At 68.3% G+C, this 22,706-nt stretch carries 22 protein-coding genes; 10 read left to right on the top strand and 12 right to left on the bottom strand.

Going from position 1 to position 22,706, the window contains the following annotated elements; genetic code table 11:
- Positions 1–30 precede the first annotated feature (30 nt).
- The 9 genes from TPAU_RS23760 to TPAU_RS20605 all read right to left on the bottom strand — a co-directional run bounded on the left by TPAU_RS23760 (position 31) and on the right by TPAU_RS20605 (position 10,087).
- Entirely contained in the window at positions 31–1,002 is a 972-nt protein-coding gene (locus TPAU_RS23760; RefSeq protein WP_013128684.1) for an FAD-dependent monooxygenase, read from the bottom strand.
- A 53-nt stretch (positions 1,003–1,055) separates the two neighbouring features.
- Positions 1,056–1,424, bottom strand: a complete 369-nt coding sequence (locus TPAU_RS20640; protein WP_013128683.1) for a DUF2255 family protein — start codon at positions 1,422–1,424, stop codon at positions 1,056–1,058.
- Between the two features lie 105 nt (positions 1,425–1,529).
- Complete coding sequence (locus tag TPAU_RS20635; protein ID WP_013128682.1) at positions 1,530–3,194, bottom strand: TIGR03767 family metallophosphoesterase; 1,665 nt, start codon at positions 3,192–3,194, stop codon at positions 1,530–1,532.
- A gap of 122 nt (positions 3,195–3,316) precedes the next feature.
- Positions 3,317–4,336 (bottom strand): ABC transporter substrate-binding protein, encoded by a 1,020-nt coding sequence (locus tag TPAU_RS20630; RefSeq protein ID WP_041945346.1) that lies wholly within the window; start codon positions 4,334–4,336, stop codon positions 3,317–3,319.
- A 75-nt stretch (positions 4,337–4,411) separates the two neighbouring features.
- Positions 4,412–5,239 (bottom strand): SDR family NAD(P)-dependent oxidoreductase, encoded by an 828-nt coding sequence (locus TPAU_RS20625; RefSeq protein ID WP_013128680.1) that lies wholly within the window; start codon positions 5,237–5,239, stop codon positions 4,412–4,414.
- 2 nt (positions 5,240–5,241) lie between these two features.
- Entirely contained in the window at positions 5,242–7,128 is a 1,887-nt protein-coding gene (locus TPAU_RS20620) for a galactan 5-O-arabinofuranosyltransferase (protein ID WP_013128679.1), read from the bottom strand.
- 42 nt (positions 7,129–7,170) lie between these two features.
- Entirely contained in the window at positions 7,171–7,935 is a 765-nt protein-coding gene (gene dprE2, locus TPAU_RS20615) for a decaprenylphospho-beta-D-erythro-pentofuranosid-2-ulose 2-reductase (RefSeq protein WP_013128678.1), read from the bottom strand.
- A 33-nt stretch (positions 7,936–7,968) separates the two neighbouring features.
- Positions 7,969–9,399, bottom strand: coding sequence for a decaprenylphosphoryl-beta-D-ribose oxidase (gene dprE1, locus TPAU_RS20610; RefSeq protein ID WP_013128677.1), 1,431 nt, complete (start codon positions 9,397–9,399; stop codon positions 7,969–7,971).
- Between the two features lie 82 nt (positions 9,400–9,481).
- Complete coding sequence (locus TPAU_RS20605; RefSeq protein ID WP_013128676.1) at positions 9,482–10,087, bottom strand: TetR/AcrR family transcriptional regulator; 606 nt, start codon at positions 10,085–10,087, stop codon at positions 9,482–9,484.
- Positions 10,088–10,194: 107 nt separating this feature from the next.
- On the opposite strand from TPAU_RS20605, the gene TPAU_RS20600 reads away from it, so the two are divergent.
- Positions 10,195–11,355 carry an acyl-CoA dehydrogenase family protein gene (locus TPAU_RS20600; protein ID WP_013128675.1) on the top strand — a complete coding sequence of 387 codons (1,161 nt, stop codon included), beginning with the start codon at positions 10,195–10,197 and terminating at the stop codon, positions 11,353–11,355.
- Positions 11,356–11,394: 39 nt separating this feature from the next.
- Positions 11,395–12,153 carry a 3-hydroxyacyl-CoA dehydrogenase gene (locus TPAU_RS20595; protein WP_013128674.1) on the top strand — a complete coding sequence of 253 codons (759 nt, stop codon included), beginning with the start codon at positions 11,395–11,397 and terminating at the stop codon, positions 12,151–12,153.
- Positions 12,154–12,184: 31 nt separating this feature from the next.
- Here TPAU_RS20595 and TPAU_RS20590 read toward each other — a convergent pair whose 3' ends face one another.
- Entirely contained in the window at positions 12,185–12,418 is a 234-nt protein-coding gene (locus tag TPAU_RS20590; protein ID WP_013128673.1) for an RNA polymerase sigma factor, read from the bottom strand.
- A 181-nt stretch (positions 12,419–12,599) separates the two neighbouring features.
- Here TPAU_RS20590 and doeB2 point away from each other — a divergent pair, with 181 nt between their 5' ends.
- From doeB2 to TPAU_RS20570, 4 genes are read left to right on the top strand one after another with little or no spacing between them, the layout of a single operon-like run.
- Positions 12,600–13,757, top strand: coding sequence for a N(2)-acetyl-L-2,4-diaminobutanoate deacetylase DoeB2 (gene doeB2 / locus TPAU_RS20585; protein WP_013128672.1), 1,158 nt, complete (start codon positions 12,600–12,602; stop codon positions 13,755–13,757).
- A gap of 23 nt (positions 13,758–13,780) precedes the next feature.
- Positions 13,781–15,034, top strand: a complete 1,254-nt coding sequence (locus TPAU_RS20580; RefSeq protein WP_013128671.1) for an aspartate aminotransferase family protein — start codon at positions 13,781–13,783, stop codon at positions 15,032–15,034.
- Positions 15,031–16,287, top strand: a complete 1,257-nt coding sequence (doeA, locus tag TPAU_RS20575) for an ectoine hydrolase (RefSeq protein ID WP_013128670.1) — start codon at positions 15,031–15,033, stop codon at positions 16,285–16,287. The genes TPAU_RS20580 and doeA overlap by 4 nt, the downstream gene beginning before the upstream one ends.
- Positions 16,284–17,669: an NAD-dependent succinate-semialdehyde dehydrogenase gene (locus TPAU_RS20570; protein ID WP_013128669.1), complete on the top strand. Its 1,386-nt coding sequence runs from the start codon at positions 16,284–16,286 to the stop codon at positions 17,667–17,669. Before doeA ends, TPAU_RS20570 begins: the two co-directional genes overlap by 4 nt.
- Here the strand turns inward: TPAU_RS20570 and glmS are convergent, their stop codons facing one another.
- Positions 17,670–19,490 (bottom strand): glutamine--fructose-6-phosphate transaminase (isomerizing), encoded by a 1,821-nt coding sequence (gene glmS / locus TPAU_RS20565; protein WP_013128668.1) that lies wholly within the window; start codon positions 19,488–19,490, stop codon positions 17,670–17,672.
- Between the two features lie 15 nt (positions 19,491–19,505).
- The gene (locus tag TPAU_RS20560; RefSeq protein ID WP_013128667.1) at positions 19,506–19,766 is read right to left on the bottom strand and encodes a hypothetical protein; all 261 of its coding nucleotides are present in this window, start codon (positions 19,764–19,766) and stop codon (positions 19,506–19,508) included.
- 151 nt (positions 19,767–19,917) lie between these two features.
- On the opposite strand from TPAU_RS20560, the gene TPAU_RS20555 reads away from it, so the two are divergent.
- From TPAU_RS20555 to TPAU_RS20540, 4 genes are read left to right on the top strand one after another with little or no spacing between them, the layout of a single operon-like run.
- Complete coding sequence (locus TPAU_RS20555) at positions 19,918–20,136, top strand: helix-turn-helix transcriptional regulator (protein ID WP_013128666.1); 219 nt, start codon at positions 19,918–19,920, stop codon at positions 20,134–20,136.
- Positions 20,126–20,635 (top strand): hypothetical protein, encoded by a 510-nt coding sequence (locus tag TPAU_RS20550; RefSeq protein ID WP_013128665.1) that lies wholly within the window; start codon positions 20,126–20,128, stop codon positions 20,633–20,635. Before TPAU_RS20555 ends, TPAU_RS20550 begins: the two co-directional genes overlap by 11 nt.
- A gap of 20 nt (positions 20,636–20,655) precedes the next feature.
- Positions 20,656–21,096 (top strand): GtrA family protein, encoded by a 441-nt coding sequence (locus TPAU_RS20545; RefSeq protein ID WP_013128664.1) that lies wholly within the window; start codon positions 20,656–20,658, stop codon positions 21,094–21,096.
- Entirely contained in the window at positions 21,093–22,673 is a 1,581-nt protein-coding gene (locus tag TPAU_RS20540; RefSeq protein ID WP_013128663.1) for a glycosyltransferase family 39 protein, read from the top strand. Before TPAU_RS20545 ends, TPAU_RS20540 begins: the two co-directional genes overlap by 4 nt.
- The last annotated feature ends 33 nt before the right edge of the window (positions 22,674–22,706 follow it).

Genomic DNA, 22,706 nt, shown 5'->3' with positions numbered 1-22,706 from the left:
GGTGACGTCCTCCTGGCCAGCCGCCGCCGATCAGCGGGGCGGGCCGGGTATGCGGCGGGCACGCTCGCGGGCGAGGAGTTCGTCCATTGCCGCTGTCACCGCATCGTCGGACCTGGAGTGAAGTGCCGGTGCGAGGTGCAGGGCATCGGTGATGGCATCGGCGGCGCCGCTCCCGGAGGCTGGCGATTTCGCGTGCGCCGCGTCGCCGATCAGCAACGACCGTCCGGCTCGCCAGGGGTTGCCGCCGTCGCCGACGGACTCGGGTACCGGGGTCTCCCACACCCGGATGGGGGCGTCGCACCCACCGTCCAGGGCGTCGAGCACGGCATCGTTGAGCCGGAATCCCAGCTCCCCGAGCGTTGCACCGTCGGGGGTGCGGGTGAAGGCCAGCACTCCGTGATCACCGGCGAGGAATCCGGCAGCGGCCCCGCGATCGCCACGGAAGAATGTGAGCACATCCCGATCCAGATCTGGTGCGGTACCGGTGAACCGAGGCGCGAACCGGGCACTGATCCCCGGGGCGATGGGGGCGGGCAGGTGCTCGAACCCGGCGAATCGGCGAACCGCTGAATGCACGCCGTCGGCGCCAACGGTCCATCCATCGAACGAATCATCCTGTGTGACGGCGGATCCGAATCGCACTTCGACGCCGGATTCGCGTACGCCATCGAGCAGTGCAGCGACCAGCCCTCGCCGCGTGACCATGCACAGCGGACCGGGCAACGGCCGGGTGACATCGGCACCGTCGGGCTGGACCAGACGGATCGCGCCGATCGTAGGCGCCTCCCGGAACAGTACTTCGAGCGAGCCGAACCGGCCCAACGCGCCGAACACCGACGGCGACAAGCCCAGAAACGCGCCGGTACCGACGGCGGCGGCTTCGTCGACGGCCTCATGCACGACGACCCGCTCCGGCGCCTCGGAGGCGGCGATCAGCGCAGCAGCGGTGGTCAGCCCCGCGGGACCCGCGCCCGCGATCCGGATCTCGCGAACGGTCGTCATCACAGATCCAGTCTGCGTGGCCGGCACGGCGGGACGCAACCGCGCCGTCATACTCAGGCGGGCGTCGCCCGGATCACCACGTCGCGGGTCCACCACAGCGCCGGCCGCAGCAGCAGTGAACGGAGTGCGCCGCCGTACTTGGCGAGGGTTGCGTCGCGGAGCCGACGCAGCTCGGCCACATCGTCGACGTGCGCGAATGTCACGGGCAGTGCGACAGGGCCCACCTCGATGGTTCCACGCGGTGTGTTCAGGGCCCGGCGGTACCACAGGCCTTTCGCCCGGCGCTGGCTACGGATGTACACCACACCGTCGGTCACGGTGGCGCCCACCGGAGTAGAGATCGCGCGCCCGTCGCGGGTCATAGTGGTCAGCTGCACTACCTCACTGCGGTCGATGGCGGCGAGGGCTTCTGCGGTGGTCACCTCGGTGCCTCCTTCTCGTCGCGGTGCGACGTCGCCCCCGAGTCTGCCCGGCCGCCTGCGCAGAAGCTCGCAGTGGAGGTGCGGTTTCGCACACCGCGTAATCGGTCAGCGCAGCGGGTGGGTGAGGAGCAGTTCGCAGTTGCGGTCGGCCTCGGCGCCGAGCAGCTTATCGTCGCGGTGCACGTCGTTGTACGACAGCTCGCGGTACAGGCTGGCCAGGCCCTGCGAGCTGAGATCCGACGGATTCGCGGTCACGGGGCTGTCCGCCTCGATCAGCGGGGTGAACAGGCTCAGCGTGCCGTCCCGGTTATCCGTGATCTCGATGATGCGGGCGAGCTGCGGGAAGTCAACGTGGCTGGCGGTATTGATCTCCCAGAAGCTCTGCTTCGGGGTGGCACCGGCGTGCGCGATCATCTCGTTCTTGTGGGTGTGGCCGTTCACCCAGGCGATCACGTTCGGGTGTTGCGCGAGCGTCGACACGAGGACGTTGCCGTCGTACTGCTTCTCACCCGGTTCCTCGGGATCGGGCAGCTTGGCCGTCATCGACCGAGATGTGTGGTGGCTGAACACGATCACCAATTGATCCGGATGTGCCGCGAGTTGACCGACCAGCCATGCCAGTTGCTTCTCACCGATCGTGCCCTCCGCGAGCCCGAGGTTGTTGGTCGTATCGAGCGCGATGCCCACGACCCCGGGCGCGAGCTGGAAGGTGTACCAGGTGGGGCCGTCCGGGCTGGAGAACCCGTGTCCGACGGGGCCGGGGCCGGTGAGCGCGGGATCGAAGTGCCGGCGCACGAATTCGCGGGGGCTGAACGGTGCCCGCTTCGGGTCCGGGGTGACCGGGATGACCGGGCCGGACAGTTTGAGCTGCGTGAGCATCGGGCCCAGCTGGGACGGGTCGCTGGTAAGCGCGCGGGCGATCGCCAAAGCGGCCGGGTCGGTGTGCGGAATGTCGAACTTGACGGGGGACAGGTACAGCCAGTCGGCGACGCCGTTGGGCAGGGTGCCGAGCAGGCTGTCATCGTGATTGCCGACCACCGCGTACCACGGGGTGCGCAGGCCGGGACTGGTGTGCGCGCCGATCGCCGCGTTGAGGAAACCCGGAATCTGTTGGAAGCCCTTGTCCTTATACATGTCCCAGTACGGGGATTCGGGCTGCCAGTACAGTGCCGCGCCCTTGGCCTGCAGCCCCTCGAATCGGTCGGGGGCTCCGGTGTTGGGCACGATGGTTCCGCCCGAGAGCACCGTCTGGAACCAGTTGAGCTCGGCCAACTCCCGATTGTCCGTGTTGTCACCGGTGGTGATCACGCAGTCGAACGGGCGCCCGGTGAACGGGCCGCCGGGCAGGGCATTGATCCGCTGTACCAGCGCCACTGCGCCCTGCGTGGTCAGTGTCTCCTGCGGCCGGAAGGCCGGGCCCTGGAACGGGTGGATGAATTCGAACCGGGCGGGGCTCTGCGCGTCGACGATGTGCATGTCGGTGATCTGTACGAAGGAGGCGAGTGGCGCGCGCGTGGTCTCGCGCGCGGCGCCGGCGGTGGCTAGCTCCTGGCGTACGTACAGGGGCCAGCCGGCGCCGGGCACCAGCGGGCGGTAGCCGCCGGCCCGCGCAGTGCCGGGCACGCAGACGCGGTCGAGCGTGGTGCCGACGGTACCGGTGGCGGTGGCGATCCCCGGCACGGCGTGGGCGTAACGGGTGGTCACGGCACTCGTTGCGGCTACGGCGAGAGTGGCCGCACCGGCGCGCAGGAAACTCCGGCGGGTCGTCATGGGGGAACCTTAGAACAGCTCCACTGTCCGAATCCCAAAAACCACATGAACAACATGAGACACAGATGTAACTATTGTCACAGCGTGCCAGTTCCCAGCTCCCTCGGGGGGCGGTGAGTGGGTTACTTCGCCAGGAACTCGCCCAGCTGCTGCACGATGAGGCTGGCGCCGGTGGGACCGAGGCCCAGGTACCACACATCGTCGTCCACTCGGAAGGCCTTGCCTCGCTGCACCGCGCCCAGCTGTGACCACGCGGGGCCAGTGATCGCCGCGGTTTCACCGGTGTTCTCGGGCTTGCCGTAACTGGAGTAGAACAGGTAATCGCCGTCGGCCTTCGAGAGGTTCTCCATCGAGATCTCGACGGCCAGCTCGTCCACGTTCTGTCCGGCCGGGCGGGGTAGGCCGGCGTCCTGAAGGATCACACCGATCAGCGACTTGTCGGCGTACACGCGCATCTTCCCGGGCATGAATCGCAGCAGGGAGATGGTGGGTTTGGTGCCGGTGAATCGTGCGGACAGGGCTCGTGCATTGTCGGCGTACCGGTTCAACTGCTCGACGGTCTTCGTCTCCTCGCCCGTAGCGGCTCCGATCAGGCGGAAGTTCTCCTTCCACGGGAATCCGGGCCGGATCGAGAAGACGGTCGGCGCGATCGCGGAGAGCTGCGGGTACAGCTTGTCCACACGCAGTTTGCTTCCCAGGATCAGGTCGGGCTTGAGTCTGGCGATCGCCTCGACGTTCACGTTCTGGATCTTGCCGACCCGCTCGACGCCCTGCACCTTGTCGGCGAGGTACGTCGGCACCGAACTACTACCTTCGGTCTCGACCATGCCGACGGGCTTGAGCCCCAGGCTGAGAACGGAATCCAACTCGCCGGTGTCGAGCACGACGATGCGCTCCGGCTTCTTCGGAATCTCGGTGACGCCCGCTGCGTGTCGGACGGTGCGCGGGAAGACCCCGGGTTTGGCATCGGTGCCGAGTTTGGCGGTCTCGGCGTCGGCGGTGCCGAAACGCTCACCGCCGGCGGCCACGTCGGTGTTGCCGGAGCCCTGGGAGTCGGACGAGTTCGAGCAGGCGGTCACACCGACGGCGGCGGCCAGGAGGACGACTGCGGGCGCGAGTCGGCGGGCGAGAGTTCTATGCATCACCGGGGTAGCGTACGCCACGAGTAAGGCGAGGCATATCTAAGTTTCTCGGGGTAAGGGATTCGCGGACCCGGATCAGGTAAGCGACGAGATGGTGCGATCCGAGGCCGACGGCGACAGCAGGTCGACCACCGGCAGCACCGCACGCAGCGCGGCGGGGGAGACCTCGATCGGCTGGTGCGTCACCGCGCGGACGATCCACCGGCCGGCCTCGTCGGGCTCCAGTGCGCCGACGGCCTCGTATTCCTCGGTGGGGGCGATCATCTCGGTGCGCACCAGCGGGAAGTACACGTTGGTGGCGTGCACACCGGGGTGCGGCCGCTCCGCATTCAGGCTGCGCCCGAAGATCGCTAGCGCACTCTTCGACGCCCCGTACGCGGAGAATCGCGGAAACGTGTTGGCCAGCAGCCCCCAGGTGCACACGTTCACGATCTGCCCGCGACCGCGCTCGATCATCCCCGGCAGCACGCCCAATGCGAGGTGAACGGCTGCGAAGTAGTTGAGGTTCATGGTGCGCTGGAAATCGTGCAGCCGATCCGTGGAATCGGCGATCGACCGGCGGATCGAGTGCCCGGCGTTATTGATCAGCACATCCACGTCGCCGAGCTCGGCGAGCAGGCCGTCGATCGATGCGGTATCCGTCAGATCGCATACTCGGTACTCGCCACCGGTGATCGCGCACAGCTGCTCGAGTTCCGGCTCGCGCCGGGCCACCGCGATCACGTGGGCGCCGCGCTCGGCCAGCTGGATGGCGGCCTCGCGACCTATGCCCGACGAAGCGCCCGTCACCACGATCCGCAGCCCCCGCAGGCTTCGGCCGGGGCCGGACAGTGCCGCGTCGATCGCGCCGGGCAGCAGGCTCCGGCGTTGTAGGAATTCTTGGACGGAACGGCGAACCGACACGGTCACTTCCTCACGATCACGACGAAAGGACCCACCTCGGTGGAGCTGAATCGTGGGTCCGCGAACAGCTTCTCGGGGAACGTCACGGTGTACCGGCGCACGTTGGGATCATTCGGGTAGACATCTTCGGCGAGCCGCAGCGCGAGCCCGTCGGAGGACTTGCGGAACACGAAGGCGTTCGGCGGGCGCCACGGTGCGGTGCCGAGCGCACCGAGGAATTCGTCCGTCGAGGTCATCTTCGACCACGCCTCGATCGCCTCCGACCGGGCAGTGAACTGCGCCAAGGGGTTCGCGTAATTCGAGGTCAGGTTCTGGAAGCCCCAGTACGGGTAGATCGCGAGGAAGCCGTAGTCCGCGGTGAGCACCACGGTGTCGGTACGGGGTCGACCGGTGGCCGCCAGGATGGCCGCGTCCACGTCGCGATACGACGATTCCGCGCCCGCCGGCCGGCGATCGCCGCGGTTGCCGTTTCCGTCCGTATCCGAATAGGCGACCGCGATCTCCCCGGCCAGCTGCGCGGGGATCGTCTGCGCCACACCGATCGCCGCCACCCCGGCGAGGATCACACCGGCCTGCCGGTACCGGGGATATCCGTCTCCGAGTGAGCCCGCGATGGCCACCGCGCCGAGCGCACCGGCAGCCGCCAGCAGCACATGCAGCACCGGCTCGGTGCGGAAGCCCAGCAGCGTGGTCTGCGCGACGGTGGCCACCATCGACAGCAGTGCCCACAGGTACACCCCGACGATGCCGATGCCGAGAGCCTGCGCCTCGGGAGTCGACCGGAACCGCACCAGCACCCACACCACACCGATCAGGGCGAGCGCCCCGAGCAGCGAGAAGTGCAGCATCGGCATCGGCAGCACCGCTCCCTGTTCGGGTAGGTAGTGGAACGCGGAACCGCGCGATTCCGAGGGTTCCTTGGCCATTCGGAGCAGGAACGGACCGTACGCGGGCAGCCCGAGGGCGATCGTGATCACGCCGATGACCGCCACCCGGCCGGGGATCTGCCAGTCGATGCGGCGCTCGCGCACCCACGATGCGACCAGCGCGAGCACGCCCATCAGGACGACGACGAACGCGGCGACGCCGAGGTAGAGCGTGTAGAACCACAGCGCGCCACCGAGATAGATCGCGGTGATCGCGAGCGCCAGCCGGTCGCCGCGGGTCACCGCGCGCCAGGCGAAGATCAGCACCGGTGGCAGCAGGATGGTCACGACGGCGCCGTAGGGTTCGGCGGAACCGTAGAGCAGCATCGCGATGGTGGTCGCCAAGGTCGCGGCGACCGCCTTGGCAGGGCTGACGATCGCGAACCACAGTGCCGCCGCGAGGGCGGCTGCGACGGACAACGAGAGCACCGACCAGGGCTGGAAGGCCTCCCAGCCGTCGAAGCCGAAGATCCTCGCGAAGCGACCGCCCAGCCAGAACCACCCGGGTGAGTACAGCGGCGGCATATCGACGTAGGTCATATCGGCCAGCCGCGGCGAGGAGGTGAACCGGGTGAGGAACTCGGTGCGGAACTGCTGATCGACCGAGATGCCGCCGAGATACAGCGTGGTGCCGCCCAGCGGCAGCGCCAAGGTCGCCGTCACGAAGCCGGAGATCGTCGCGAAGGAGAGCATTCGCAGCGGCCGGGCGGAACGGCCCAGGCTCAATACCCAGGCGGATCCGGTGAGGATCACCACCGCTGCGACCTGCGCAACGGTCGCGAGCGAGCGGGTCACGTTGGAGCTGTTGTACGCGGGCCATTCCACCGACTGGATCGCGAACCACCCGATCACCGAAACCGCCGCCGCGAGGATCGCGGCGGCGGCCAGGTCGAGCACCAGATCGCGGGCCCGGACGGTTCCGGCGGGGGCGACGGTGCCGGTTCCGATGTGCGTGTCAGTCACGCGGTCAGACTAATTGGTCACGTTCGGTGCGGGCGGCCCGCACTAGATGGGCAGCTTCTTGAACAGCGGCCGCGGCACGGCCTTGAGCCCCATCATCACGAACCGGAAGGGGGCGGGCGCCCACACCAGCGGCTTGCCGGCGATGGCGGCGTCCACGGCGATCTTCGCGACCTGCTCCTTGTCGAGCGTGAGCGGCGCCTCCTTGGCGACGTGCGCCGAGAACCTCGTGCGCGCCATACCCGGACGGACCACGGTGACCGACGCGCCGTAGGGCTCGAGGGCCTCGCCGAGGTTGAGGTAGAAGCCGTCGAAGCCGGCCTTGGTGGCGCCGTAGACGAAGTTGCTGCGGCGCACGCGCTCACCGGCGACCGAGCTCATGGCGATGATCTGACCGTGGCCCTGGGCCTTGAACTTCTGGCCGAGTAGAACGCCGACGGAGACCGACCCCGAGAAGTTCACCTGCGCCACCAGCGCGGCCTTCTGCTGGTTCTGCCACAGCTCCTCGGGATCGCCGTCGAGGGCGAAGGCCACGACGGCCACGTCGATGTCACCGTCGGCGAAGGCCTCATCGATGGCGGCGGCGTGGGTGTCGAAGGCGGTGGCGTCGAAATCGACGACCTTCACGGTGGCGGCGCCGGCGGCCTTGACCTGGGCCACGGACTGCTCACGAAGGGGATCGTTCGGCAGCGCCGCGAGCACCACGTGCTGGGTGCCCTTGGCGAGGTACTCCTCGACGATGGCGAGGCCGATCTCCGAGGTGCCGCCGAGCAGCAGGATGGACTGGGGAACGCCGACGGCGTTGATCATGTGATTGCTTCCTAGTGTCTGTGAGGCCGGTTCTTAGGCGAGTTCGAGGCGGCGGCCCAGGTCGGAGATGAAGACCCCGGTCGGATCGATCCGGCGGCGGGTGGCGATCCACTCGTCGATCCGCGGGTACATGGCGTGGAAGCGCTCCGCGGTGGTCCGCGAATCCTTCGCCGTGTACAGGCGGCCGCCCATGGCCATGATGCGCACGTCCAGCTCATTGAGGAACTCGGCCAGGCCCCGTTTGACGGGGAAGTCCAGGCACACGTTCCAGCCCTTGAAGGGGAAGCTCAGCGGCGCCTGGTTGCCGTCGCCGAACAGCTTGATCACGTTGAGGAAGCTGACGTGCCCCGAGGCCTGGATGTCCTCGATGAGCTTGATGAATTCGGGCTCGTTGCCGGTGGGCACGATGAACTGGTACTGGCAGAAGCCGCCGGTGCGGCCGTAGGCGTTGTTCCAACCGCCGAAGACGTCGAGCATGTGGTAGAAGCCGGCGAGGTTCTTCACCTTGCCCTGACTCGGCGGCCCGGCGCGCCAGTACGCCTCGCCCACCAGCGAGAAGTCGAACTTGTTCGCCAGCCCGTTGGGGAAGATGTTGGGGAAGCTGATCAGCGGCTTGTTATTGAAGCTCAGCGGGTCCTTGCGGTACTTCTCCGGCAGCTCGTCGAGCGTGGCCAGGTTGCCGCGCGAGAACGTGCCGCGGCCCAGCTTCGGCGGCGCGCTGATCGCGTCGAACCAGCCGGAGGCGTACTCGTACCCGTCCTCGAAGCCGTCCTGCAGGTGCAGGTCGATGGTCTCCTGCAGCGAGTTGGTGCGCTCGGTATCGGCGATGAAGTAGGCGCTCTCGGTGCGCTTCATCTGGATCTTCGCGCGCAGGATGATGCCGGTCATACCGACGCCCGCGATGGTGGCCCAGAACAGCTCACCGTCGGGATCGTCGGACGAACCCTTCGGGGTGAGCGTGAGCACCGAGCCGTCGGCGGTGAGCAGGGTCATCTCCGTGACGTGATTGCCGAACGAGCCCTGGCTGTGGTGATTCTTGCCGTGGATGTCGTGCGCGATGGCGCCGCCGATCGTCACCTGGCGCGTGCCCGGAAGGACCGGGACCCACAGGCCGTACGGCAGCGCCGCCTGCATCAGGGTGTCGAGGTCGACGCCGGCGTCCACGTCGACGATCGCGCTCTCGGCGTCGATCTCGTGGATGGCGCTCAGCGGCGTCATATCGATGGTGAGGCCGCCGGTGTTCTGCGCGGACTCGTTATACGAGCGGCCCAGGCCGCGCGCGATCACGCCGCGTCGCAGGTAGGCGGGCTTATCGGCCTCCTGATCGGCGACGACCGCCACCGCTCGGGCGATCTGGTCCACATCGGGCGTGGACAGCACGTGGCCCTCGATCGGCGTGGTGCGCGACCAGCCCACCAGCTTGCGCGTCGAGATGGGCAGATAGGGAAGAGTTGTCTCGGACATCGCTCATCAGATTACCGCGCCCAACCTGAGTCGATGCTGAGCTTGCGGACGCTGTGACCTCCGTCTTGATCACAGCGTCGGATCAGCGTGCGCGGCCCGGCGCGGTGGTCACGGACAGCTGCGGCTTCTCGTCCGACGGTGCGTCCGGCCCGCGCAGGTGCTCCCACATCGCGTCGATGAGGGGTTGCAGGAACAGGGTGCCCATCTGTCGCACCATCAGGCCGATCACCTGGTCGGATTCCGCACGCTCGGTGGAGGCGAGCTGCGCGGCCCGCAGCCGCACCACCTCGCTTCGGCCCAGCTCGGTGAGCCGGATCAGGAGATCCGATCCGCCCGGGTCCAGGAACGATCGGCGCAGATAATCCACGACCGCGGGGTGTCGCGCCAGCATCTGTCGGACCGCGGCGTCCCGCGCCGAGGCCACCTCGGGAGGCGGGCCGTCGTCGGGGACGCCGGCGATCGCCTGGGCGTGGTACTCGACGATCTGTTGCTCGACGGCGGCGCGCAGGCCCTCTTTGGTCTTGAAGTGGTGCTGCACCAGTCCGACCGCGACCCCGGCATGTGCGGCGACCGCACGGAGCGAGACGCCGCTCTCGCCGTGGGCGGCGAACAGTTCGAGCGCGGCGTTGCGGATCCGGGCCTTGGCGGTCAGATCGGTATCGGTCGCGGGCAGATCGGTCACGGGCATCCCTTCTACCTGCGCGAGCCTAGCGGCCGGCCGCATGTGCTATACAAACACATAGTGAACTATACAGTTGTATTGTTCGTCCGCTCGTGCCAGAGAAGAGGTCGCCGATGACCGCACTGTTCCCCGACTACCGCCCCGCCTGGGAGAGCCCGGAGCACACGGAGCTGCGCAAGCACGCCGCCGAGTTCTTCCGTCGCGAGGCCACGCCCAACCAGGAGCGCTGGGCACAGCAGCACCAGGTGGACCGCGAATTCTGGAACAAGGCCGGCGCCGCGGGCCTGCTGTGTACCGAACTCCCGGAGGCCCTCGGTGGTGCTGGCGGGGACTTCGGCCACGACACCGTGGTGCTGGAGGAACTGGTCGGCGCCGGCGACGGGGCCTTCGGCTACGGCGTGCACTCCACCATCTGCGCGCACTACATCGACGACTGCGGCACCGAGGAGCAGAAGGCCCGCTGGCTGCCCAAAGCCGCCTCGGGCGAGGCCGTTCTCGCCATCGCGATGACCGAGCCCGGCACCGGGTCCGATCTCCAGGCCGTCCGCACCACCGCCGTTCGCGAGGGCGATGAGTACGTGATCAACGGCTCGAAGACCTTCATCTCCAACGGCAGCCTGTGCGACCTACTGATCATCGTGGCGAAGACCGACACCAGCCAGGGCGCCAAGGGCATCTCCCTGATCGTCGCCGAGACCGACAACCTCCCCGGCTTCGAGCGAGGCCGGGTGCTCCAGAAGATCGGTCAGCACGGGCAGGACACCCGCGAGCTCTCCTTCACGGATATGCGGGTCCCTGTGGCGAATCTGCTCGGCGGCGTCGAGGGGCAGGGCTTCTACCAGCTGATGCGCCAGCTCCCGCGTGAGCGGCTCAGCATCGCCATCGGCGGCGTCGATGCGGCCGAGAAGGCGGTACTGGAGGCCATCGCCTACACCAAGGAGCGCAAGGCCTTCGGCCATCCGATCGCCGACTTCCAGAACACCAAGTTCGTCCTCGCCGACGCCAAGACCGAGGTCTTCGCGGGGCGCACCCTGATCGACCACTGCATCGGCCGTGCGATCGACGGCACCCTCGACGCCGCGACCGCATCGATGGCCAAGCTCTGGGCCACCGATATGCAGTGTCGCGTCATCGACAGCGTGCTCCAACTCTTCGGCGGCTACGGCTACATGATGGAGTACCCCATCGCCCAGCTCTATGCGGGCGCGCGCGTGCAGAAGATCTACGGCGGGACCAACGAGATCATGAAGGAACTCATCGCCCGCGGCCTCTGACCACCTCGTCGCAACACCCCTCACCCCACAGGAGAATCCATGGAAATCGCAGGTAGCACAGCGCTGGTCACCGGCGGCGCGTCGGGCCTCGGGCTCGCCACCGTCACCGCCCTCGCCGGCGCGGGGGCCTCGGTGGTCGCCGTCGACCTGCCCTCGGCGAACACCGAGGCACTCGATGCGCTCGGTGCCGCCGTGCGCTTCGCCCCCGCCGATGTGACCGATGAGGACGCGATCACCGCCGCCGTCGAGCAAGCGAACGCCGAAGGCACGCTGCGGATCGCGGTCAACTGCGCCGGTATCGGCAATGCCATCAAGACCGTCGGCAAGAACGGCCCGTTCCCACTGGCCGACTTCGAGCGGGTGGTGAAGGTGAACCTGATCGGCACCTTCAACGTGACTCGCCTGGCGGCCTACGCCATCTCGAAGAACGAGCCGGTGGGCGAGGAACGCGGGGTCATCATCAACACCGCCTCCGTGGCGGCCTTCGACGGACAGATCGGGCAGGCGGCCTACTCCGCGTCCAAGGGCGGCGTCGTGGGCTCCACGCTGCCGATCGCGCGCGATCTCGCCTCGCTGCTGATCCGGGTGAACACCATCGCACCCGGCCTATTCAAGACCCCGCTGCTCGGCAGCCTCCCCGAGGAGGCTCAGCGTTCGCTCGGCGCCCAGGTGCCTCATCCCAGCCGGCTCGGCGACCCGTCGGAGTACGCGCAGCTGGTGGCGGCGATCATCACCAACCCGATGCTCAACGGCGAGACGATCCGGCTCGACGGCGCGATTCGCATGGCGCCGCGCTGAGCGGATCGATCAGACGGAGTACCCGGCGCGATCAGTGCCGGGTACTCCGCTGCTCCTCCCCCGGATCAAGGCTCCGGCGCAGTGCCTGCACCGCGCGATGCTGTCGCAACAGCACGGTGTTCGGCGACACGCGGAGCAGCCGGGACACCTCATCGACCGTGTATCCCTGCACTACTCGGAGCTGAAGAACCCGGTACAGCTCGGGCGTCGGAGCCGCCCGCAGCCGCGAGTCCACGGACGATCCGCGGAGAGTCGGGTTCTCCATGGATCGAATCTATGGAGCGTTCTCGCAATCGCACATCGGCCGAACGGCGGATATCCCACCCGCCGTTCGTCTGATCGGCGCCGCTAGGGCGGAACGGCTTTCCGCGCGTTCGACGGGCCCCACTCCGCAATCGGCGGTACGTTGGGGCTGACCGAGACGGACGCGAATCCGAGGAGGTCCGATGAACGCTCAGTGGGTCGAGACCATGGCCCGAGCCCGCACGATTCGACACCAACTCCATCATCGCCCCGAAGTGGCCTGGGCCGAACACGCCACCGCCGCAACGGTGCGCGCAGAACTCGATGCAATCGGGATCGATTGGCGCGCATGCGCGGACACCGGCACCGTAGCCCGGATCGCACCCGCCGCGCGCGGCCGGCGCGTGGCCCTGCGCGCCGATCTCGATGCCATGCCGATCACGGAGACCACCGGCCTGTCCTACGCTTCCGCGACGCCCGGCGTCATGCACGCGTGCGGCCACGACGGGCACACCGCGGTATTGCTCGCCGCCGCCCGATGGTTGCATCTGCACGAGACCGAACTGCCCGGGCCCGTGATCCTGCTGTTCCAGCCAGCCGAGGAGGGCGGGCACGGTGCGCGGGGCATGATCGACGACGGTGCGCTCGACGATGTCGACGTGGTGTTCGGCTGGCACAACTGGCCGGGCCTGCCCGCCGGGCGAGCGCTCTGCCCGGACGGCCCGGTGATGTCCGCGAACGGCACCTTCCAGGTGACGCTGCACGGCCGCGGTGGGCACGCCTCCCAGCCCGAGGCGACCAGCGATCCGGTGCTCGCCGCTGCCGCGGTCACCGTGGCCCTGCAACAGATCGTGGCGCGCCGCACCGCACCGCACGACGCGGTGGTCGTGGCGGTCACCTCACTGACCGCCGAGAGCGCGGCCACCGTGACCCCCGGTGAGGCGACCCTCGCGGGTAGCGTGCGCGCCGCCGACGATGCCACGCGCTCGCGCGTGTTCGCCCAGATCACCGCAGTGGCCGAGGGGACCGCGGTGGCCCACGGTGTGCGCGCCGAGGTGATCACCACAGCCCGGTACGGCGCCACCGTGAACCACCCCGGCGCCGCGGCCGAGTATCGCGACCGGCTCACCGCCGTCCTCGGCGAGGAGTGGAGCGCCGGAGCCGCGGTGCCCGTGCTCGCCTCCGAGGACTTCAGCTACTACCTGCGCGAGGTCCCCGGTGCCTTCGCGCTGCTCGGGTCCGGCACCGAAGCGCCGCTGCACAGCGGCGATTACGACTTCGACGATGAGCTGCTCGACCCCGCTACCCGGCTCCTGGTCGGACTGGCGGGCGCTCCGACTCCACCGCAACGGAACCGATGACGCACGGAACGAGAGGAATTCGCATGGACACCGCAGTATTCGAGCAACGGGAATCGGAGGTACGCGCGTACTGCCGTGCGTTCCCCACCGTCTTCACCTCGGCCTCCGGCGCCCGTCAGGTAGACGAATCCGGACGCAGCTACATCGACTTCTTCGCCGGAGCGGGTGTGCTCAACTTCGGACACAACAATCCGAAGATGAAGCGCGCCTTGATCGAATTCCTCGAATCCGATGGAGTCGTGCACAGTCTGGACACCTACACCACGGCCAAGCGCGACTTCCTCGCCCGGTTCCACGACGTGATCCTGGCGCCGCGCGGGATGGATCACCGTATGCAATTCACCGGTCCCACCGGGACCAACGCCGTGGAGGCCGCGCTCAAGTTGGCGCGGCTGGTGACCGGCCGCCGCGAGGTGGTCGCCTTCAGTCACGGCTTCCACGGCATGACCCTCGGCGCGCTCGCCGCCACCGCCAACGAAGCCTTCCGGCAGTGGGCGGGCGTGCCGCTGCGCGATGTGGTGCGGCTGCCCTACGAGACGGCTCCCGGCGGCAAGAACGCCCTGGCCGATTACGCCGCCGCCCTCGCCGACCCGTCGAGCGGCGTCACGGCGCCCGCGGCCTTCCTGGTGGAGGCCGTGCAGGCGGAGGGCGGTGTGAACGTCGCCAGCGCGGAATGGCTTCGCGCGGTGCAGGATCTGGCGAGGCAGACCGGCGCATTGTTCATCGTCGACGATATCCAGGCGGGATGCGGACGCACCGGAAGCTATTTCAGCTTCGACGGTTTCGGACTCGACCCGGACATCATCACGCTCGCCAAGGGACTCGGCGGCTACGGCACTCCGATCGCCATGAACCTGAACAAGCCCGAGGTCGACGCGCACTGGTCACCCGGAGCCCACACCGGCACCTTCCGGGGCCAGGGGCTTTCGCTGGTGGCCGGGGCCGTGGCGCTGGACTATTTCACCGACGACACCCTGATGAACGCCGTCGCCGAGAACGGCGAGGCGATGCGTGGTCGGCTCGCTGCGATCGCCGCCGCCCACACCGATCGGGACTGGGAGGTGCGCGGCCGCGGCATGATGCAGGCCCTGGACGTGGGCGACGGCGCCCTGGCCAAGGACGTGCAGCGGGCCTGTTTCGACGCCGGTCTGCTCATCGGTCCCTGCGGTAGCGGCGGACGCGTGCTGAAACTCATTCCGCCGCTCACCATCCCGGAGGGCGATCTCGCGGAAGGGCTTGACATCCTGGAGAGCGCGATCACGGAGGTCGCGCGATGAGGGCCCGCGACGATATGACCTTCCCGCCCGCGGAGTACGAGCGTCGCCTCGTCGAGCTCCGGGAACGGATGCAGAAGCGACAGCTCGATGCGGTGGTCATCACCGACCCCGAGAATCTGATGTACCTCACCGATTACCAGACCACGGGGTACTCCTTCTTCCAGGCGCTCGTGGTGCCGCTCGATGACGAGCCGGTGATGATCACCCGCGCCATGGAGGAGTCCAACGTCATCGCCCGCACCTGGGTGGAGCGGACTCGGCCCTATCCCGATACCGGGGACGCCATCCAGGAGCTGGTGCTCACCCTCAAGCAGAGCGGCCTCGGTACGAAGCGGGTGGGCTACGAACGCAACAGCTACTTCTTCCCCGCCTACCAGCAGGACCGGGTGCACACCTCGTTCCAGCAGGGAGTGCTCCTGGATTGTTTCGGCATCGTCGAGGCCGGACGCGCCACCAAATCGGATGTCGAGATCGACGTGATGCGCAAGGCGGCCCGAGCGGCCGAGGCGGGGATGGCGGCCGGGCTCGAGGCCGCGGTCCCCGGCAACACCGAGAACGACGTCGCCGCCGCGATCAGCGCCGCGATGTTCAGCGCTGGTGGCGAATTCCCCGCGGTGATGCCCTACGTGGCATCCGGTCCGCGGTCCATGATCGGCCATGCCACCTGGGAGGGCCGCGTCATCGAACCGGGTGAACACGTCTTCCTGGAGGTGGGCGGTTGCTATCGGCGATATCACACAGCGCTCATGCGGACCGCCGTGAACGGCGAGCTCACCGAGTCGCTGTCCATCGCCCAGGAGACGATGAAACAAGCACTGGCCGAACTGAAGTCCGTGATGGGACCGGGTCTCACGGTATCCGATGCCGATTCGGTGGTGCGCCGGATCATCTCCGACAATTCGGTGGGTGCGCGGCTGGTGACTCGCTCCGGGTACTCGATCGGTATCGCCTTTCCGCCGTCGTGGGACGAGGGTTACATCCTCAGCCTGAACCCGGGGGACTTCACCGCCCTGGAACCGGGTATGACCTTCCACGTGATCCCGTGGATGTGGGGTGTGGACGGCGACAAGACCGTCGGCATCTCCGACACCATCCGGATCACCGAAACCGGCTGCGAGTCCTTCTTCACCCTGGAACAGGACTTCACGGTGCACGAGAGCCCGCGCGATACCGCGATGGCTCCCGCCGGTGCCGTGGTGGCGGGCGGCGCGGTGCAGCTGGAACAGGGCGAGACGACGGAGGTAACCGAATGACCGAACCCGCCGTGCTCACCGTGATCGATCCTGCTACCGGTCGGGTACTTCGACAGGTTCCGGCCGCCGGCCCGGAGCAGATCGAAACTACTTTGGCCCGTGCCGAATCCGCGTACGACGGCTGGCGCCGGATTGGCTTCACGGAGCGCGCGAAGCTGCTCCGCGCGGTGGCCGCCGAGCTGCGCCGCGGCAGCGCGGATTACGCGATGATGATGACCGAGGAGATGGGCAAGCCGATCACCGAGGCGCGGGGTGAGGTGGAGAAGGCCGCCTGGGCCGCCGAGCACTACGCCGACCACGCCGCCGAGTACCTGGCCACCGAGACCGTGGCCTCGGACGCGACGCGCAGTTACGTGCAGTACCTGCCGATCGGCCCGGTGCTCGGGGTGCTGCCGTGGAATGCGCCCTTCTGGCTGGCTTTCCGGTTCTGTGCGCCCGCGCTCATGGCGGGCAATACCTGCGTGATGAAGCACGATCCGCACGTTCCCGGTTGTGCGGCGGCGATCGCGGGAGCGTTCCGCGCCGTCGGCGCGCCCGACGGCGTCTTCGCCTCCCTACCCATCGCGACCCCCGATGTGGAGGCGGTGATCCGGGACCGCCGGATCCGTGCCGTTTCGTTCACCGGTTCGGACCGGGGCGGCGCCGCGGCGGCCGCGATCGCCGCGAGTGAGATCAAACCCGCGGTTCTCGAGCTCGGCGGCTCGGACCCGTGCATCGTGCTCGCAGACGCCGACCTGAACGCCGCAGCCGAGGTGATCGCGCTGTCGCGCATCATCAACGCCGGGCAGTCCTGCATCGCCGCCAAGCGGATCATCGTGGAACGGCCCGTCCACGACGAACTGGTCGAGAAGGTGCGCGTCCGGCTGGCCGCACTGCGCGTCGGAGAGCCGCGCGAGGAGACCACGCAGGTGGGGCCTATCGCTCGGGAGGACCTGCGGGACAACCTGCACCGGCAGGTCCGCGAGACCATCGCCGCCGGCGCCACCTGCGTGCTCGGCGGCGAATTGCCCGAGGGGCCGGGCTATTTCTACCCGCCGACCCTGCTCATCGGCGTGCGCCCCGGTATGGCGGCGTGCGCCGAGGAGACCTTCGGTCCGGTCGCCGCGGTGATGACGGCCGTCGATGCCGATCACGCGCTCGACCTCGCCAACGCCACGCCGTACGGTCTCGCCGCGAGCGTGTGGACCACCACCGAGCGGGGCGAGGCCATCGCCGCCGAACTGGAGGCCGGTCAGGTCAGTGTGAACGGCATCGTCAAGACCGATCCGCGGCTGCCCAGCGGCGGCGTGAAACGGTCCGGCTACGGCCGCGAGCTGGGCCGGGCCGGCATCCACGAGTTCGTCAACGCCCAGCAGGTGTGGGTGGGGCCGAAGCGGGACTGACTACTCGACGGTGACCGATTTCGCCAGGTTGCGCGGCCGGTCGATGTTCAGGCCCAGGCTCAGAGCGGCGTAGTACGCCAGGAGCTGCGTGGGGATCATGAGCAGGATCGGATCCAGCTCGGGCTCGCTCTTGGGGACCGTGAGCGTCACCTTCGACTCGGGAAGGTCGACGCCCGGGTTGGTGATCGCCACGATGTCGCCGCCGCGTGCTGCGATCTCGTGCAGCGCACCCACATTGCGATCGAGCAGCTCGTCGTCGGGGACGATCGCGACGGTGGGAAGCTCCGGGCTGATCAGCGCCAGCGGGCCGTGTTTGAGCTCGGAGGCCTGGTAGGCCTCGGCGTGCCGGTAGCTGATCTCCTTGAACTTCTGCGCGCCCTCGCGAGCGGTGGGGTAGCCCCGTACGCGGCCGATGAAGAACAGGCTGGGCGCCTCCGCGAGCAGCTTGGCGGCCTTCTCGATCTCATCGGGTACGGCGATGATCTCCTCGATCTGCGCCGGCAACTGCTTGAGCGCCTTCACGATCCGGGTGCCATCGGTGATCGACAGATCGCGCACCCGGCCCAGGGCCAGCGCCAGCAGCGCGAAGCCGACCGCCATGTGCGTGTTCGCCTTGGTGGAGGCGACCGAGACCTCGGGGCCGGCGTGCAGATAGATGCCGCCCGATACCTCGCGTGCGATGGTCGAGCCCACCACGTTCACCAGGCCGACGATCGTGCCGCCCTTGCGCTTGACCTCCTGCACGGCGAATGCGGTATCGGCGGTCTCGCCGGACTGGCTCACCGCCACGTACAGCGTGTCGGGCTCGATGATCGGGTTGCGGTAGCGGAACTCGCTGGCGGGCTCTGCATCCGCGGGGATACGGGCCAGTTCCTCGATGAGCGAGGCGCCCAACTGACCCATGTAGTAGGCACTACCGCAGCCCAGGATCTTGACCCGCTTGAACCGGCGCATGGCCTGCGCATCCAGGTTCAGGCCGTCGAGGCGGGCGGTGGCGAAGCGCTCGTCGAGGCGGCCGGAGAGCATCCGCTCCAACGACTGCGGCTGCTCCGCGATCTCCTTGAGCATGAAGTGGCTGTGGTTGCCGAGCTCCAGCTCGTCGGGCGAGATGTCCACGGTGGTAGCGGACTTCGCGACCGCGCGCGCGTCGTCGGCGCTGAACATCCGGAATCCGGAGGCGGTCACGGTGGCGCACTCGCCGTCGTCGAGGTGTACCACCTGGCTGGTGTGCCGGACCACGGCGGAGATATCGGATGCGACGAACATCTCCTTATCGCCCACGCCGATGATCAACGGGGAACCGTTGCGGGCCACCACGATGCGATCCGGGTGCTCGGTATCGAGCACGGCCAGGGCGTACGTACCGCTGAGCCGGTGCAGGGTCTGGCGGACCGCATCCTCCAGGGTCTCGGCGCCGCTGCGGGCGATGAGATGCGCTACGGCCTCGGTGTCGGTGTCGGAGCTGAGTTCGACGCCCTCGGCTTCGAGTTCGATGCGCAGGTCTCGCGCGTTGTCGATGATGCCGTTGTGCACCACGAAGATCCGCTCGGTCGCATCGGCATGCGGGTGAGCGTTCGCCTCGGACGGTGCGCCGTGCGTGGCCCACCGGGTGTGGCCGATGCCGGTCTTCCCGGCGAGGCGCTTGGGTAGCGCCGCTTCCAGATCGCGGACGCGTCCCATACTGCGGACCCGCCGGGCACCCGACGGCCCCAGCACGGCGATGCCGGCCGAGTCGTAGCCGCGGTATTCGAGCTGGGTGAGCCCGTCGATGAGGATGTCCACGGCCGTCTGGCCACCGATGTATCCGACGATTCCGCACATGCTGGGGTGGTGCTCCTAGCTGTAGACGAGGCGGCGCAGTTGCCGCTCGGTGAGTTCGGGGGCGGCGACGAGTCGGCTGCTCAGCTCGTCGGAGAGGGTCTCGAAGATCTCCGCGTTCTTCGCGCCGCGGTCCTGGAGGGCGCGGTGACGGCGGCGGACGAACTCCTCGACTGGCTCCCGGTAGTACGCGGTGACATCGTCGATGACGCGCACGGCCTCGGCGGCGGTCAGCCCCGTGGTGCGCGCGATGTGATCGACGAGGTCGCTGTCCGGCACGATGTCGATCTTCCGGCCCTACGGGGCCCCCTGTCAATTTTCTGCCCGAAATCGGGCAGGAATGTGTCGCAATTGGTCCGACCGAGTGAGTCGCGCGACGAGATGTCAAGAATGCTTGACGCTGAATGTCAAGCATGCTTGACTTCGAGGTGTGGAAGACGAGAACCCGGTCCGGACCCGGCGGCGCGCCAGGCGCGTCACCCAGGCCGAGCTGGCCGCCACCATCGGCGTGAGCCGGCAGACCGTGGTGGCCGTGGAGAAGGGGGACTACGCGCCCAGCGTGTACCTCGCCCTGCGGATCGCGCGTGCCCTCGAGGCCACTGTTGAAGAGTTGTTCCCGCTCGAGAAGGAGACGAGTCATGCCGAATGACACATCGCACACGGTCGAAGGCCGTGTCGAGAACTTCATCCTGGCCCCGTCGGACCCCACCTGGGGCGATGAACGCAATCGTGACGAGTACTACCGCGCGATGACCGTCGGCTACTACTGGGTGGCGCCGATCTCGCTGGTGGTCTCCCTCGTCGCCGCGGCGGAGGGAGCGAGGATCACCGCGTTCGCGGTGCTGTGGCTGGTTCCGCTCACGCAGCTCGCGGCCTATCGGTACTGCGTCCGGCACGATGTGCCGCTCGCCGAGATCACCAGTGGCTTCTTCACACCGAAGCGCCGGGCCGTTCTGGCCGCGATCCTGATCCCGTACCTCGCCCTGTGGTGTGCGCTGATGGTCGACTCCGATCCGGAGACCATCGCGGGCGCTGTGGTCGGCGGCCTTCTGGGAGCCGCGGCCGCGGCCGCACTGGCCGTACTGGCATCGCGTCGGGAGCGCCGCCGCGAGGCGGCGGCGGGCGAGCAGGACGACGTCTTCGAGTGAAGTGAGTACCCTGATCCTTCGTGACCACCTCTGACGCGGCTGATCGGGCGCAGCTCGACCTGAAGACGCAGCTCATCCGATTCGTGCTCACGGGCGCGTTCTCGGCGGTCGTGGACTTCGGCATCACCCTGATCCTGACCATGGGCTTCGGTGCGAGCGACTTCACCGCGAAGACCATCGGCTTCATCTGTGGCACGACCACCGCGTACCTGCTGAATCGTCGCTGGACCTTCAAGGCCGAACCCAGCACCAAGCGCTTGGCGGCGGTGTGGGCGCTCTATGTGACGATGTACGGCGTCCAGACCGGGCTCTACCTGGGAATCCTCGCGCTGTTCCCGCCGTCGGACGATGGCGGCGCGGGCAGCTACGCGATTCGCGCCCTCGCGTTCGTGATCGCTCAGGGCACCGCGACCGTGGTCAACTTCATCGTCCAGCGCACGGTGATCTTCCGGTTGATGTGAGACGGTTCGGCCCACCGCTCGCGTTCGTATTCGCGGGCATCCTGCTCTCGCTGTGGCACGGCGGTCGCCCGTCGGTCTGGTTCGACGAGCTCGCCACCGCGTCGGCGATCGACCGCTCACCCGGCGAACTGTGGGGCATGCTCGGCACTATCGATGCCGTACACGGCTTGTACTACTTCGTGCTCAAGCTGTTCGCCTGGCCCGTCGGCATGGATCCCGCCGCACTCCGGACCTTCTCCGCGCTCGGTGTGGGGGCCGCGGTGGCGGCCTGTTACGTGCTTGCGCGCCGACTCGGCGGGACGCAGCTCGCGTTGTTCGCCGGCGCGATCGCGCTGATCCTGCCACGGATCACGTGGGCCGGCGTCGAGGCGCGGTCCTACTCCTGGGTGATCGCCGCTGCCGCGCTCACGCTGATCTGCGCGCATCGCGCCGCCCGTTCCGGTACCCGGCGCGACTGGATCGGATACGGCGCCGCGCTGGCCCTGGCGTCGGCGCTGTTCCTCTATTCGGCGACCTTGGCCGCCGCGATGCTCGTCGCCGTGGCGTGGGCGGCCCCCGAGGGCGTGCGCCGGGTCCGGCTGAAGCAGGCAGCGATCACCTCGGTCATCGCCATCGCGGTGGTCAGCCCCGTCGTGATCCTCGCCGCCACCCAGCGCGATCAGGTGTCGTGGCTGCGTTGGCCCGGGTGGATGATCTTCCCGAATGTGGCGGTGGACCAGTGGTTCGATCACTCCTACCTGTTCGCGGCGGCAGCGTGGTCGTTGGTGATCGCGGCGGGCGTGCTGTGGTGGCGGCGCGGCGTACCGTCTGATCTGCTGGTGCCGCTGCGCTGCGGCGTGGCCGCGGCGCTCGTGCCGCTCGCGGTGATCCTGCTCGTTTCGCCGGTGGTGCCGTCGTACGTGGGGCGTTATGTGAGCTTCACCGTGCCCGGGGTGGTGCTGGTGCTCGCCGTCGCGGCGGCCACCGTCGCTCGGGTGCTGCCCGCATCGCGCGCGAGCGGCGCCGCGCTGGTGGCGGTGCTGGCGGTGACGGCGATTCCGGGCTACCTGTGGCAGCACAGTCCGTTGTCGAAGCCGGGCGGCAGCGACTTCACCTATGCGGCCCGATACATCCGGGACAACGCCCGGCCCGGCGACTGCGTCTTCTTCCAGGTGCAGCCGAGCTGGGCGTGGCCCTCGCTGCGGATCGCGTACGACGGACTGCCCGGCATGTTCGATGGGCTGACCGATATGGGCAACGACGGTGACCGGCGCGAGCAGAACAAGCTCTGGGACAAGGAGAAGGGCGTCAATCAGTGGGCCGAGTGGGCGGCCAAGAATTGCACCGCCGCCTGGGTTCTGGCCGATGCCGATCGCGCCGACACCGACTATCGCCGAGAGAACGGCAATCTGTGGTGGACGTTCCGGCCGTTCCAATTCATGGGTACCGATATGCAGGTCTCGCTCGACTACGGCGGCCTCGCGGTGGTGCACCAGGAGCAGTTCCACATCCTTCAGGTGGTGCATCTCGTGCGGCCGGAGCCCGCGGTGGGTCCCGATCCGCAACCCCTACCGCGCACCCGTCACTCCTACTGGTGAATCCGCCACGAGCCGCACCCTGGTGTGACACCG

Origin of the sequence: Tsukamurella paurometabola DSM 20162, from assembly GCF_000092225.1 — a bacterium.
GTDB lineage: Bacteria > Actinomycetota > Actinomycetes > Mycobacteriales > Mycobacteriaceae > Tsukamurella > Tsukamurella paurometabola.
This window is presented reverse-complemented; position numbering and strand designations above follow the sequence as displayed.